12 protein-coding genes are annotated in these 13,351 nt (G+C 52.0%); 5 read left to right on the top strand and 7 right to left on the bottom strand.

Features of this window, described 5'->3' with window-relative positions:
- The first annotated feature begins 240 nt into the window (after window positions 1-240).
- Complete coding sequence (locus PKO01S_RS05315) at window positions 241-1,764, top strand: carboxylesterase/lipase family protein (RefSeq protein ID WP_127530274.1); 1,524 nt, start codon at window positions 241-243, stop codon at window positions 1,762-1,764.
- An 11-nt stretch (window positions 1,765-1,775) separates the two neighbouring features.
- Here PKO01S_RS05315 and PKO01S_RS05310 read toward each other — a convergent pair whose 3' ends face one another.
- The 6 genes from PKO01S_RS05310 to PKO01S_RS05285 form a co-directional block, all read right to left on the bottom strand.
- A complete protein-coding gene (locus PKO01S_RS05310) occupies window positions 1,776-2,549 on the bottom strand; it encodes a helix-turn-helix domain-containing protein (RefSeq protein ID WP_127530273.1) in 774 nt (257 codons plus the stop codon).
- 231 nt (window positions 2,550-2,780) lie between these two features.
- Window positions 2,781-3,689, bottom strand: a complete 909-nt coding sequence (locus tag PKO01S_RS05305) for an aldo/keto reductase (RefSeq protein WP_127530272.1) — start codon at window positions 3,687-3,689, stop codon at window positions 2,781-2,783.
- Between the two features lie 112 nt (window positions 3,690-3,801).
- Window positions 3,802-4,707 (bottom strand): RraA family protein, encoded by a 906-nt coding sequence (locus tag PKO01S_RS05300; RefSeq protein ID WP_127530271.1) that lies wholly within the window; start codon window positions 4,705-4,707, stop codon window positions 3,802-3,804.
- Window positions 4,708-4,739: 32 nt separating this feature from the next.
- Window positions 4,740-6,125: a mandelate racemase/muconate lactonizing enzyme family protein gene (locus tag PKO01S_RS05295; protein ID WP_127530270.1), complete on the bottom strand. Its 1,386-nt coding sequence runs from the start codon at window positions 6,123-6,125 to the stop codon at window positions 4,740-4,742.
- 46 nt (window positions 6,126-6,171) lie between these two features.
- Window positions 6,172-6,915: an SDR family NAD(P)-dependent oxidoreductase gene (locus PKO01S_RS05290; protein WP_127530269.1), complete on the bottom strand. Its 744-nt coding sequence runs from the start codon at window positions 6,913-6,915 to the stop codon at window positions 6,172-6,174.
- A complete protein-coding gene (locus PKO01S_RS05285; RefSeq protein ID WP_127530268.1) occupies window positions 6,915-7,709 on the bottom strand; it encodes an SDR family NAD(P)-dependent oxidoreductase in 795 nt (264 codons plus the stop codon). The genes PKO01S_RS05290 and PKO01S_RS05285 overlap by 1 nt, the downstream gene beginning before the upstream one ends.
- 276 nt (window positions 7,710-7,985) lie before the next feature.
- On the opposite strand from PKO01S_RS05285, the gene PKO01S_RS05280 reads away from it, so the two are divergent.
- From PKO01S_RS05280 to PKO01S_RS05270, 3 genes are all read left to right on the top strand, one after another.
- Window positions 7,986-8,615: a GntR family transcriptional regulator gene (locus PKO01S_RS05280; protein WP_281278833.1), complete on the top strand. Its 630-nt coding sequence runs from the start codon at window positions 7,986-7,988 to the stop codon at window positions 8,613-8,615.
- A gap of 51 nt (window positions 8,616-8,666) precedes the next feature.
- A complete protein-coding gene (locus PKO01S_RS05275; protein ID WP_164779487.1) occupies window positions 8,667-9,815 on the top strand; it encodes a helix-turn-helix domain-containing protein in 1,149 nt (382 codons plus the stop codon).
- 81 nt (window positions 9,816-9,896) lie between these two features.
- Window positions 9,897-10,901 (top strand): mannonate dehydratase, encoded by a 1,005-nt coding sequence (locus PKO01S_RS05270; RefSeq protein WP_127530265.1) that lies wholly within the window; start codon window positions 9,897-9,899, stop codon window positions 10,899-10,901.
- A gap of 90 nt (window positions 10,902-10,991) precedes the next feature.
- Here PKO01S_RS05270 and PKO01S_RS05265 read toward each other — a convergent pair whose 3' ends face one another.
- Entirely contained in the window at window positions 10,992-12,101 is a 1,110-nt protein-coding gene (locus PKO01S_RS05265) for a cysteine peptidase family C39 domain-containing protein (RefSeq protein ID WP_127530264.1), read from the bottom strand.
- Window positions 12,102-12,365: 264 nt separating this feature from the next.
- Here PKO01S_RS05265 and PKO01S_RS05260 point away from each other — a divergent pair, with 264 nt between their 5' ends.
- Window positions 12,366-13,319, top strand: a complete 954-nt coding sequence (locus tag PKO01S_RS05260) for a carbohydrate ABC transporter permease (RefSeq protein WP_127530263.1) — start codon at window positions 12,366-12,368, stop codon at window positions 13,317-13,319.
- Window positions 13,320-13,351: the final 32 nt, after the last annotated feature.

The following is a 13,351-nucleotide window of genomic DNA, read 5'->3' as shown; positions in this document are numbered from 1 at the left end:
TCCTTCTAAGTTGGAGATCGCACTTAATGTCTAAACAATACTATATTGTTCAGGCGATTTCTATACTAATCACGAGGTCGTTGTCCCGCTGCTTCATCCGGAAAATATAAATATTAGAATCAATATTAGAATCCATCAATAGGAAGTGTGCATGCATCATTGTTTTTGGATGGGCTCGGCTTTTATACTTTGGGTGAAAACTATTGGAATCAACTAGAGGTATACAGGAGGCGTTCATTTATGCTTAGAGCAACCAAGGTCGAGAATGGGATGGTTCAAGGATTGCCGGCAGCCGACCCCCGGATTACAAGCTACAAGGGAATTCCTTTCGCGGCACCTCCAGTAGGAGAGAACCGCTGGCGCGCTCCGCAGCCCGCGGAAGATTGGGAAGGCGTGCTTAAAGCCTTCGAGTTCGCGCCGATTTCCATGCAAGTCAGACAAGAGATTGATGACAACAATATTTATACCCGGGAATGGGCCGTAGAACCGGACATCGCCATGAATGAGGATTGCCTCTATCTGAATGTATGGACGCCAGCCAAACGGACCGATGAGAAATTGCCGGTATACGTATGGTATTTCGGCGGGGGACTTCAGGTTGGCCATACGGCGGAGATGGAGTTCGACGGTGAACGCATTGCGAGGCGAGGAATCGTGGTGGTCACGATCAATTATCGTCTGAACGTATTCGGATTTCTGAGCCATCCCGAAATTACGGCGGAAGCTCCGGAAGCCCCGGCGAACTTCGGACACCTTGACCAGCAGGCCGCAACTCGGTGGGTTAAGCGCAATATTGCGGCATTCGGCGGCGATCCGGACAATATGACGATCGGCGGACAATCCGCCGGCGGAGGGAGCGTCTTGAGCCAGCTCACCTCGCCTCTTAACGAGGGTCTCTTCCAACGGGCGATTATTGAAAGCGGTGTCATGTCGATCGTTTATCCGGGGATCGGGATGCCCAAGTTCTGGAGAGAATTGGCGGAAGCCGAGCAGGAAGGCGTACAATTCTTCAACTATCTGGGCGTGTCCTCGCTCGCGGAAGCCCGGAAGCTCGATGCGGTTGAGCTGCGCGATAAGGCGGTGGCCTACCAAGGGTTCTGGGGCACGGTCGAGGATCAAGTGTTTAACGTGGGCAATCCGTTCGAATTGTTCCTGCAGAATAAGCGCTGGATGGTGCCGGTCATGTTCGGCCATACGTCCTCCGAATTTTTCAGCGCACCGAATGTCGAGTCGTTGGAGGAACTAGGGAAAATGGCCGCAGACAAGTTCGGCGAAGATGCCGATACGTTCCTGCAGCTATGCAGCGGCCAGGCGAACGAGATCGATCAGGTTAAGAAGAACGCTTCGATAAGCAGCATCGAGTATGCGATTCGCATTGCCGTGCAGGCCAATGCCGATACAGGGGCGAACGCTCCGCTGTACTATTATAATTTCGATGCCGAAATACCTGGGTGGGATAATCCCGGTACCTTCCACTCGGTGGATTTGTGGTTTTTCTTCGAGACGCTCGCCAAGTGCTGGCGCCCGTTCGTCGGCAAGCATTACGACTTGGCCCGCCAAATGAGCCTTTATTGGGTGAACTTTATCCGTACCGGAGACCCGAACGGACTGGATGTTACTGGGGAGGAGCTGCCAAAGTGGGGGGCTTGCACGCCTGCTGCGCCTTACGGGATGCTATTCGCGGATCGGGCGGAGTTCTCCAAGGAGGGGCCGAGCGAGCTCATGAAGTTTCTCGTGCAGCAATATTTCAAGAACCGGCATTGAGATAGGACTCATTATAAGATGTTAGTTTTTTTGTTCTTTTGAAAGCTTCTCGGCGTATGTCCTGTCACCTGTTTGAATTGTCTGCAGAAGTGTTCTACATTCTGGTATCCGCAACGGGAGGCGACTTCGGCAATCGATTGCGCGTTATGAAGCAAGTACTCCTGGGCCATTCGAATACGGTTGCTGATGACATCGTCCATGCAAGATATTCCGAAGGTTTTCTTGTAGAGGTTCTGAAGATACCCCGGACTGATCTGAAGAAAGCTCGCCATACTGGAGACCGACCAGCCGGCGGCCGGATTATGCTGAACGGCCGTACGCAATCTTAACAGATTGTAGTATTGGGGCGTCAGGGCATCATGGAAGTAAGATTCCAACAGCTTGTTGAACAACGCCCTTAGCAGGAGGTCGATCGAAGACTTCTTATAATCCCGATTATTGTTGTGTTCGATGACAAGCAGTTCGAACATCTTGCGGCAGTATTCCGGATCAATCAAGGCGAATGGGACGCCTGTCGGCAACGGCGATTCCGTGATATAAGGCTCATCGGTCTCGAATCGGATCCAATCATTGACGAATTGTTCAGTGCAGGCCCGGTAATAGACTTTCTGTGAGGGACGATAGAGGACGACGGAATGAGCGGGATACACCTTGAGCTCGCCGTCTACCCAGAATTGCGCGGGAGTCTTGGTGATCACGAGGAGCCACTGATAGCCCTCGGGTACGTCGACTACGAAGCTATCGGAATGCGACATATTGCATTCAACATAATGGATGTCTGCCACTTGTACCCCTCCCGACAAGAATATAATAATTATACTATAACCTATTTAAAAGGTTAGGTGCTGCCGAGAGGAACAAGAGCAAGAGCATAATCGTCGCACGGCTCCGTCGTTCACCATGAATGACCCGTTATATGGAAGGCTTCCAGCCTCAGGCGAAGAAGGACAAAAAGCATGCGAACGCTCTATCCGAGCATTCGCATGCTTTTTATGTTTTGAAGCAGTATGTTATGCCTATTTCCCGACCGCCGTCCGCCCTATAGCATCCAAACGTTTCTTCGCTTCCTCGTACACGTCCTTCGGAAGAGGACCTTGCTCAGCATAACGGACATTTTCCGCAAGGTGGGCGGGGTTTTTGGTGCCGACGATCGTCGTCGTCATGGAAGGGTGGGACAAGGTGAAGCGGAGGAGGAACCCGGTCCGCGTCTCGCCAATCTCTAATAGATCGTCGAGCTTCGCTTGCTCCCATGCGCCCCAGCGATCCGAGGAGCCGCGTCCGATGCCGGGCTCGCCTTGGCCGACGCCGCCGCGTACGATGATGCCGGCGCCGGTATTGGCGGCTCTCGTCACCCAATCCTCATGCTCGCGCTCCAGAGCGGAGTAGGGCAGTTGGAACGTGTCGAACGTTCCCCATTCCACGAAGGGAGGGAGGTTCGGAAGGTAAGAGGATACGCCGATGTAACGGACTTTGCCGGTTGCTTGAATTTCCTTCAGCACGTCGACGAGCGCGCCTTCCTCGGCTTGCTGAGGCGTCGGTCCATGCAGCTGCCAGACGTCGACATAGTCGGTTTTCAACCGCTGCAAGCTCGTATCGATATTATGAAGCAAATTATCGCGTGTCCAAATATGGGACGTCTCGTCATGATCGCCGCAGTCGGTGACGCAGCAGCCGCATTTGGTCGCCAGAATGAACTCGTCCCGGCGGTGGCTGATGAATCGGCCAATCAACTCCTCGCTGCGGCCGTAATCGTAAGAGGTGTCGATGAGGTTGATGCCTGCATCGAGCACGGCATTCAGGATACGTCCCGCATCGGCGTCCTCGACCGGTCTTCCGCTCCATACTCTCGGTCCGCGAATTTCCATAGCGCCGTAGCTCAGCTTCGTGACTTGCAAACCGGTACGGCCTAGCATCGCTTTATCCATCGTTGCAGCTCCTATCTTTCATGGTAATAACAGCACATCTATGTTATACCATTCTATCTTTGTTCTTTCTATCTTTTCGAATGATAGACGTGCAACTGCAGCAGCCGCTATCTCACAACCGGACGTCACTGGAAGGACCCCGGCTTTCGTTCTTGCGAGCTTCGTCCACTTCTTCCTCCCATGTTAAATGCTGATAGGGCGCTGCGGCCTTGTCGGATTCGAACCATTGGATAAAGTCGTCCCACATGGCCGTCGTCCAGGCTGCATCGATTTGCGCCGTCGTATACGTCTGGCTGTTCAAGCGGGCAAATCCGAACACGTCGCGTACCTGCGATTTCTCCGCATGGGTGGCCGTCAATTCCGCCAAGTGGGCAGGGATGAAGATAACGCCTGCCGGCGTGCCGAGTACGACGTCACCCGGGAGGCAGACAGCCCGGCCGATGCGGGCGGGAACGTTCATGCCGACCATCGTGACGTCGGCGATTGCAGTCGGGTCGCTGCCCCGATAGAACACATTAATATTTTCGATTTCCGCGATTTGCTGATTATCTCGTATTCCGCCCCAAATAACGGCGCCTCCGGTCTTCGTGCGGGTGGATATAGCCGTGGACAGGTTGCCCCCGACGTAAGTGCCTTGATAGATTTTATCGAACATATCGACGACGACGACGTCTTCTTCCTCCAGCGAGTCGATCACCCATTGGTTGAAAAAGCCTCTGCGGTCTTCTTGCTCATGACCGTAATTCAGAAGCGTGTCGTGCAGATCCGGACGCTTCGGCACCATGACGGCTGTAACTGCGCGGCCGACCATGACTTTGTTCGGGTGAATGATTTTGAAATCGCCCTCGAATTGATAGTGGTACCCTCTCGACCAGAGCGGGCCCCATGCTTCCTCCAGCGTAATTCGGCCTAGACGGGCGAGTACGCTGGACGGCACTTTGGGACGGCCGTCCGGGAAACGTTCGCCTTCCCACAGCGGTGACAGCTGGATCGTATCCTCGGCATTATTAAATTTCATAATAGACACCTCTCCCATGTTTTCTTTTAATTTTAGCTCCAGAGACGGTCGTTCGAATAATAGCCGTTCCATTCTTCGGTCGGAAGCCACAGTCCAGGAATTTCCGGGTGCAGATGCTGTGCGATGACCTCGTCGTTAAGCTCTTCGATGCCAAGACCCGGCGCATCCGGCACGTGGATGAATCCGTTCTGGACGAGCGGCTTCGGCAGCTTGCTGACGATCAGATCGTCCCACCATTCGACATCGACGGAATGGTATTCAAGCGCCAGGAAGTTTTCCGTGGCGGCTGCAGCATGGACGGCTGCCAGGCAGGCGATCGGGCTTTCCGCCATATGGATGGCCATCGCGACGCCGTATTCCTGGGCCATGTCGCCGATTTTTTTCGTTTCCAGAATGCCGCCGGTCGTCAGCACATCGGGATGGATGACGGATACGCCTCCGGATTCCAGCAGCGGTCTGAAGTTCTCCTTCAGATAGATATCCTCGCCGGTGCAGATCGGAGTCGTCACGCTGCTTGCGAGCTGGGCGTACTGCTTCGTGTATTGCCACGGGATCATGTCTTCCATCCAAGCGAGATTGTATTTGTCGATGCGCCGGCCCAGCTTGATGCAATCCTGCAAGCCGATATGTCCGAAATGGTCGACGGCAAGAGGGACCTCGTGGCCGACGACCGCACGAACGTCGGCGACGTATTGCTCCAGCATGTCGAGCCCCTTCTCCGTTACATGAATGCCTGTGAACGGATGCGCGATATTATAGATATCGTAGTGGCGGCTGCGTATTTCCCGCAGCTCATGCTCCGAGTAGTTCGAATGTTTGCGGGAATACCACGACTTGGAAAGCGTTTTCATTTCTTCAAGGAAACCAAGCGGGGCGCTGAGCGTTCCTGGCTCATGAATGATTTGATTGATGCCGAGATCCATCTTCAGGAAGGTGAAACCTTTTTCCATCCGCTTCTGCAGCGCTAAGCCCATCGCCGTCCCCGTATCTTTCCCGTCGACGTCGGTATCGCAATACATGCGGATTCGGTCGCGGAATTTGCCGCCCAGCATCTGATAGATCGGCATGCCGTAGGCTTTGCCGGCGATATCCCACAGGGCGATCTCAATGCCGCTCACGCCGCCGCCTTGCCGGGATTGTCCGCCGAATTGCTTGATTCTGCGGAACAGCTTATCGATATTGCACGGATTCTCGCCTAGCAGTCTGCTTTTGAGCTGAAGGGCGTACTGCTTGTCGGCGCCGTCGCGCACTTCGCCGAAACCGACGATGCCTTGGTTCGTGTACACTTTGATCAAGCTGCAATGCATGGGAGCGCCAGCGATATCGGCAAACCGAATGTCGGTGATGCGCAGCTCCGAAGGTTTGGAGAAGGTGTTGACGTAGGATAACGTGCTTTCATAGTTTTCCTGTTGAGTCATCACGGGCATAGCTCCTTTACGTATAGGGAGTGGACTTGAACATGCGTTACATTAACATGCCGGCACCATCCAGACGAATGGTGGAGCCGGTCATAAACGAGGTTTCGTCTGAAGCGATGTAACAGGCTAGCGAAGCGACGTCCGCAGGCAGTCCGACGCGTCCAAGCGGAAATTTTAACCGGTCAGGCTCTTGATGCGATGGTTTGAACTTGCCCACGTCGACCGCGCCGGGCGCGATCGTATTGACGGTGATGCCATACCGCGCGAGCTCGATGGCGCTTTCCCTGCCGAGCATTTTGATGCCGCCTTTCGACATGCAGTAGACCGCGTCGAAATCGGTCGGTCTTTTGCCATGGACCGAGGAAATGTTAATAATGCGGCCGGAATTCCGCTGCTTCATATAAGGAATAACCGCCTGCATGCATTGCCAGTACCCCTTCAGATTGATGTTCATGACGCGGTCATACAGTTCTTCCGTATATTCGAACCAATGGATATTAAGCTGCAGAGCAGCGTTATTGACGAGAATGTCGATGCCGCCAAGCGCGGCCGCAGCCGCATCGACCATGCGGACAATCTGTTCGCGATCGGCGACGTCGGCTTGCACGGTCATGCACTGGCCGCCGAATCCCTCGATTCGCTGCTGAGTTTCTTTGGCTCCGGCATTGCTGGAATTATAGTGGATGGCAACCTTGGCACCGCGTCTTGCTAGCTCGACGGCAATGCCTTGGCCGATGCCGGTTCCCGCGCCGGTGACGAGTGCCGATTTCCCTGTCAAGCTTTGACTCATTACGATCGCGTCTCCCCCTCGGCAGGTTTGTTCATGCGATGATCCATATAATGCAAGAGGAAGCCGCCGTCCAGTCGGATGTCTGCTCCGTTCAAATAGCCGGCTTCATCTCCCGCAAGGAAGAAGGCAAGGTCGGCCAGATCGTTGGCTGTTCCGAGCTTCGTACCGGGAATTTTGTACCGGAAGTCGTTATAAAGTCCCGAAATAGGACTTTGAAAAACAACGTCCATCCCTTCGACAGGGCCCATCTCAATGACATTGACGCGGATACCGGACCGGCCAAGAAACAACGCCGCTTCGTGGGCCAGCATCTTCACCGCACCTTGAGAGGTGCTGTAAGCGAAGGCTGCTCCGGTCGGTTTCTCGCTATGAATGGAGCTGACGAAGATGATGCTGCCGCTGCCTCTATCCGCCATTCGTTGGCCGATGGCTTGCGTACAGAAGAAGGCGGATTTGGCATTTCGATGCATGATATCGACAAATTCCGCTTCCTCGCAGCTTTCGACAGCGGCTGGTCTTATCACGCAGCAATTGTGAATCATGACGTCGACCGGGCCAAGCAGCTCCTGGGCCTGATCCAGCATAGTCGTTAAGTCGCGGCTGCTGCATAGATCGGCATGAGTAATGAGTACCTTGGAGCCTGCGACTTTGCAGAAAAGGATCACGTCTTCCCATTCCTTATCGTCTTGGCTGCTGTTCAGAATCAGATCCCAACCGCCTTGGCTGAATCGTGCGATAAGGCCCTCGCCAGACGGGCTGTCGGCATCCGCGATAAAGACTACTTTCCTGGGCACACCGTGTGCACCTCCTTATGAACCATGGATTCCCATCGATGTCCGGGACTCGTTACATGACCATCTTACCGAGCGATTGAAACGAAAAGCGATGCCGTAAAATTATGATTTTGTTTGTTTTTTTACGGTGGATGAGTTGGAATTAAAGCGCTTCATTTTTATCTTGACATTCCGGATTGAAGGGGCTAGCATCAAATTATCGATTATCGATAATCCAATAAAAATGACCAAAATTCAAGGTGGTGGGAGCATTTGTCCATCGAATCAGCCCCGTCCGTGCAAAGTCCAATTTCTCTTAGCGAACATGTCTATATCACCTTGAAGAGGCAGATTATGAAGGGTGAACTGCTGCCAGGGCACCGCATGATCGTTCTGGATATTGCGAAACAATTCAGCGTCAGTCAAGCACCTGTGAGAGAAGCGCTCGAGAGGCTGAAGCAAGAAGGTCTCATTGTCGGCAAAATGAATAAAGGCTCGGCCGTTTCCGAAATTACGGCTCAGGAAATACGAGATATTTATGAGCTGCGGCAGATGGTCGAGGGCCAAGCGCTGCGCGCAACGATGAAGGTGCTGGAGGATAAGGATATTGCTTACCTTGAAGGCGTCATTGACGGCATGCGGGAAGCGATCGATCGAGAGGACCCGTACCGGTTAGTCGAGCTGGATATGCTCTTTCACGGCTACTTTTATTTGCGGAGCGGGAATGCGCTGCTATACGACATCTGGAACAGCATCAAAACGAAAATCATGCGCTTTATTACGGTAACGAACCAGGATCACCCCGGCTACTCGATTCCGGATTCGCATACTGAAATTCTGGATCTGATCAAATTAGGCGACGTCGAACTTACGGAAACGAAGTTGGTAAGGGGATTCGATTTCTATAAAAATTACATCGGGGATTAGCCGGGAGCCGTCTTAACTTATTCATCCTTTCTCAAGAGAGGAGTGCTGATGATGAAGCAAGGATTAATGGTTCGTGTCCGAACGCTGAACGATCTGCTTACCTGCAGCAGCTTGGCCGCCGGAGATAGGAAGAGGAGCCTGGAAGAGAACGGGCTTCACGCTTATTACGCTTACCCGGCTCTGGCTCTGTTCAGCATTAGTACGGCAGAGGCGGACTTATGGTCCCGAAGATTCGCTGTAGAAGAACTGTATGCCGTTATCAAGCGTCATGGGCCAAGCAACACCGCGGTCCTACCGGATGACAAGGGGCATGTCGGAGTCATTTTCTCATGGGATGACCGCGAATCCATAACGGAGCTGTACAACAGCATTTGCAACGAAGAGCATAGCTTCAACCCTCAATTGATCTCGCTTGGCATTAGCAACCCTTATCTGCATCTGTCGGATCTGCATCATGGATACGAACAAGCCCTCCTCGCCATGCAACACCGATTCTACCAAAACCATTCACAGCCGATTTACTACAACAGCATGTCCGAGTACGCAAGCGACGCCGAATATCCCCAAGAGGTGGAGGATGAGCTCCTGTATCTCCTGACCAGCGATTCGATCACCGAATCCAGAGCAACCCGGCAAGCGGTGAATCGCTTCTACGAGGCGTTAACACGGAACGGTTCATTGCCGGTCAAAAAAATCGTCGACGCGACGCTTCAGCTTCTGGTCAGTCTGCAGCTTCGGATCAAATCCGCACTTGGGCAGCCCCATCTATGCCGTACGCCCAACATTACGGCGCTAATGCAGCTGCACACGCTGGATGAACTGAAAGACGCGGTGTGCGATGCGATTAAAGGAATGGGGGGGACGTCTCACGCCTCCGACACCCTCAATCGCGGCCTAATTAAGAAAGCGGTTACATTGATGGAGGAAGAATATGATCGGGTATCACTGCATTATGTCGCCGAGAAGGTATTCCTTACACCTGCCTACTTAAGCTCCTTATTCAAATCGGAAATGGGTGTCACCTTTATCGAGCATCTGACCCGCATCCGAATTTCCAACGCCAAAAAATTGCTCAAGCATACGCATCTGAAAAACTATGAGGTCGCGAAGCGGGTCGGTTATCACGATTCGCGTTACTTCAGTCAAATTTTCAAAAAGAAGGTAGGTTTGTCGCCAAGCGGGTTCCGGGACGCTAATTAATGAAGCAATCACATCGAAATGAACGATACCAATTAAACAATTGCGGGGGTTATTAACGACGATCAAGGAGCGTGTTCTGTCATGAAACTAGCTGAGTTTTTCACTTCGCATCCGAACCAGCTATGGCATCTCGCGAAGCAGATGGGCGTCGATTATGCCGTCGGTCCGCTGCCGAGAGAAGAGAACGGCATGAAGTCTTGGGATTATATGAATTTGCTTCATATGAAGCAGCGCTACGAGGATCATGGGATCGAACTGCAAGTCGTCGAATCGGCGCCGCCGACGAATAAGATCAAGCTAGGTCTGCCGGGACGCGACGAAGAGATTGAATGGATGGGGGAGCTCGTCTCGAATATGGGCGCGCTCGGCATTCCGGTCTTATGCTATAACTTCATGGCGCAATTCAATTGGTTCCGCACGTCGACGACGACGCGCACGAGGGGCGGAGCGCTCGTGTCCAGCTACGATCATGCCTTAATGCAGAACGCGCCGCTTACGGAAGCAGGCATCGTGACGGAAGATCAATTGTGGGACAATATGCGTTATTACTTGGAGAGAATTGTGCCGATTGCCGAGAAGGCGAAGGTCAGACTCGCTCTGCATCCCGACGATCCTCCGATAAGCCCGATTCGCGGCGTATCGCGCATTCTTCGCAACGCAGATGCGCTGCAGCGCGCGATCGATCTCGTACCGAGTGAATACAGCGGCATTACCCTTTGCCAGGGTACGCTTGCGACAGCAGGCGAGCCTATTCCGGATGTCATCCGCCATTTTGCGAGTCAGAACAAGTTGTTTTTCGTGCATTTCCGCGACGTTGTCGGAACGCCGGAGAAATTCCAAGAGACGTTCCATGATGACGGGAAGACGGACATGTATGAGGCGATGAAAGTGTATGTCGAGGTCGGATTCGACGGTCCGGCAAGACCCGACCATGTGCCGACCATGAAAGGGGAAGACAATACGAACCCCGGGTACGAGACGCTCGGACGTCTATATGGCGTAGGGTATATCAAAGGGTTGATGGAGGCCGCCGCGGCGGAACAGAAGGCGTCTGCCGGGAGCTTGGACGGGATAGCGGTTCAATAGAACGAAGCTATGCATGCTGCGGCTGCATAGCTTTTTATCTACAACGGGCCAATTAACTAACGGCATTCTCCACCGACCACCGTCGAAGCGTTAAGAACGCACTTCAACGGTGGTTTTCTCCATATGGGCCTGCCTGCCTTGAGATTGTTTCAGAACAACCAGCATATGCCCCAGAACTTCTTGCTCGAACACAGCGAGCTGGTCCAGCTCTGTGATGATGCGGTCAAGCAGGCGGTGGTCTGCCGCTCGCTCCCGTGAAAACATGTATTTTAACTGCGTATTCCTCATGACCATGCAGGTGTGAACCATCGCACGATAAGATTCATGTAAATAAGTATAATCCTCTTCAGCCAGATACCCGTTGTTTCTCAAGTATTGGATCCTCTCCACCATACAGCTTTTATGCTCTAGCAGCACATGCAGCGGTCTATAGTCATTCGAGAAGTCGGGCAAATTCGTTATGATCGATTGGTAAACGTCCAAACCAAAAACGAAATGAGCTAGACGATTCTGGAACATACTAAATTTCTTAGAGGCATCTCTGGATTCCAGATATTCCTCTATGGATTCAATCACCAAGTCGAGATCAAAGACATAGTTTCCTTTGAAAGGATCGACGGCTTTGTCCACTTTACGGATCAACATAATCTGACTTCTCCAGCTGTTAAGATTCTGGGCGTCACATTGATCGTAGGCTTCTTTAAATGCTTCAAAACGGATTTCAGATGCTTCAAACTTACGATTGGTTCCCTTAAAACCGGCGATGAGGAAAATTTGTCTCTCCAGGTCGTAGCCATAGATTAAATTCTCATGATCCCATTTGGTGCTTTGATAAGCCCAACGGTCTTCCATATAAAACTCATCCAGATGCAAGGCTACATAATGATTCTGGTCAATGCACGCTATGACATATTTAATAATATCTCCGCAGGTGCTTTCCACTATTTGCCTTTCCGTGCTCAGGAACGTTAACCAGTTGGTATTGACATAGTAATTAGAATCTTTGCGCGGACCCATATAGAAATCCAAAGGCAAATCATAACCCACTCTATAGTCCTTGAGACCGCAAAGTTGAATGTAGTTACTGTGGAACCAGGGCAAGTAATCCTCATTACTGGATAAAATAGCTAGGGCAGTTGCATGTGAAGAATAAGAGTAAATACAAGGTTCGGCCAAAGGCAGTATTTTTCTGCTTGTCATTCGTAAAAAACCCCTCCACTAGTTGGATAATTCCATCTCTTCCTAATTGTACGTTAATGGACCAGGCAGTCGAAACTATCCGTAAGGCTAATTATTGGATGTCAACAAGCTACTTTTTTACTACATAGGTAGGGGTTGCGCCAAATAGACAGTGCATCAAGACCGTAAAAAAACAAACCATTTCTAAATTCTCCCGCATGTACACGTGTAAGCGATTTCAATAAAATGAGCCATATAGATGCTGCGAGGGGGGACAAACGTGAAATGAAGGCTGAAGCCGTGTATAAGCCTGCGGCAACGAAGCCGCGGTTGATGAAGAAGCTCAGAGGCGCGAACGAGAACAATCTGGCAGGCTACCTATTCATATCGCCTTGGCTGCTCGGTTTTCTGCTGCTGACGGCATGGCCGATCATCCAGTCGTTTTATTTATCCTTTACGGAGTATTCGCTGCTCGAAGCGCCGATCTGGACCGGAACCGACAATTACGTCAACATCTTCACGAACGATAACGAATTCCGGACATCGCTCAAGGTCACCTTTATGTTCGTGTTGTTCTCCGTCCCGCTTAAGCTGTTCTTCTCCTTGATGGTTGCGATTCTGTTGAACAAGAATGTGAAGGGCATGAATCTGTACCGGACGGCCATCTACTTCCCTTCTCTCATTGGCGGGAGCATCGCGGTATCCGCGCTGTGGCGCAATATGTTCAATCGGAATGGGTATTTCAATCACGTGCTGGAATGGTTCGGCATCGAGGGCATGGGATGGATTACGAATCCTCATACCTCGCTCGGTACGCTGATTCTGCTCAATACGTGGCAATTCGGCTCTACGATGGTCATCTTCCTGGCCGGTCTGAAGCAGATTCCTAACGAGCTGTATGAATCGGCGTCGGTCGACGGCGCTTCGAAGGTGCGAAAGTTCTTTCACATTACGCTTCCGATGCTATCGCCGGTTATGTTCTTCAACTTGGTGCTCGGCATTATCGGTTCCTTCCAAATGTTCACCTCCGCCTTCATCATTACGCAGGGCGGTCCGATCAACTCGACCTATATGTATGCGTTGTTCCTCTACGATAAGGCGTTCAAGCATTATCAGATGGGGTACGCGTCCGCGCTCGCCTGGATTCTTCTCGTTATCGTAGCGCTTATGACGGCCATTAACTTCCTCGTATCGCGCTACTGGGTATTCTACGAGACCGATGGAGGGAAGTCCAAGTGAACAAATCGCTTAACAAAAATCCCGTCGCTAAC

Source organism: Paenibacillus kobensis NBRC 15729, from assembly GCF_004000825.1.
GTDB classification, from domain to species: Bacteria; Bacillota; Bacilli; order Paenibacillales; family Paenibacillaceae; genus Paenibacillus_T; species Paenibacillus_T kobensis.
This window is presented reverse-complemented; position numbering and strand designations above follow the sequence as displayed.

Bases quoted from the DNA above. Each gene is read 5' to 3' on its own strand.
- PKO01S_RS05300 (WP_127530271.1), bottom strand. From the start codon at position 4,707: ATGAAATTTAATAATGCCGAGGATACGATCCAGCTGTCACCGCTGTGG.
- PKO01S_RS05295 (WP_127530270.1), bottom strand. From the start codon at position 6,125: ATGACTCAACAGGAAAACTATGAAAGCACGTTATCCTACGTCAACACC.
- PKO01S_RS05265 (WP_127530264.1), bottom strand. From the start codon at position 12,101: ATGACAAGCAGAAAAATACTGCCTTTGGCCGAACCTTGTATTTACTCT.
- PKO01S_RS05305 (WP_127530272.1), bottom strand. From the start codon at position 3,689: ATGGATAAAGCGATGCTAGGCCGTACCGGTTTGCAAGTCACGAAGCTG.
- PKO01S_RS05275 (WP_164779487.1), top strand. From the start codon at position 8,667: ATGAAGCAAGGATTAATGGTTCGTGTCCGAACGCTGAACGATCTGCTT.
- PKO01S_RS05315 (WP_127530274.1), top strand. From the start codon at position 241: ATGCTTAGAGCAACCAAGGTCGAGAATGGGATGGTTCAAGGATTGCCG.
- PKO01S_RS05290 (WP_127530269.1), bottom strand. From the start codon at position 6,915: ATGAGTCAAAGCTTGACAGGGAAATCGGCACTCGTCACCGGCGCGGGA.
- PKO01S_RS05270 (WP_127530265.1), top strand. From the start codon at position 9,897: ATGAAACTAGCTGAGTTTTTCACTTCGCATCCGAACCAGCTATGGCAT.
- PKO01S_RS05260 (WP_127530263.1), top strand. From the start codon at position 12,366: ATGAAGGCTGAAGCCGTGTATAAGCCTGCGGCAACGAAGCCGCGGTTG.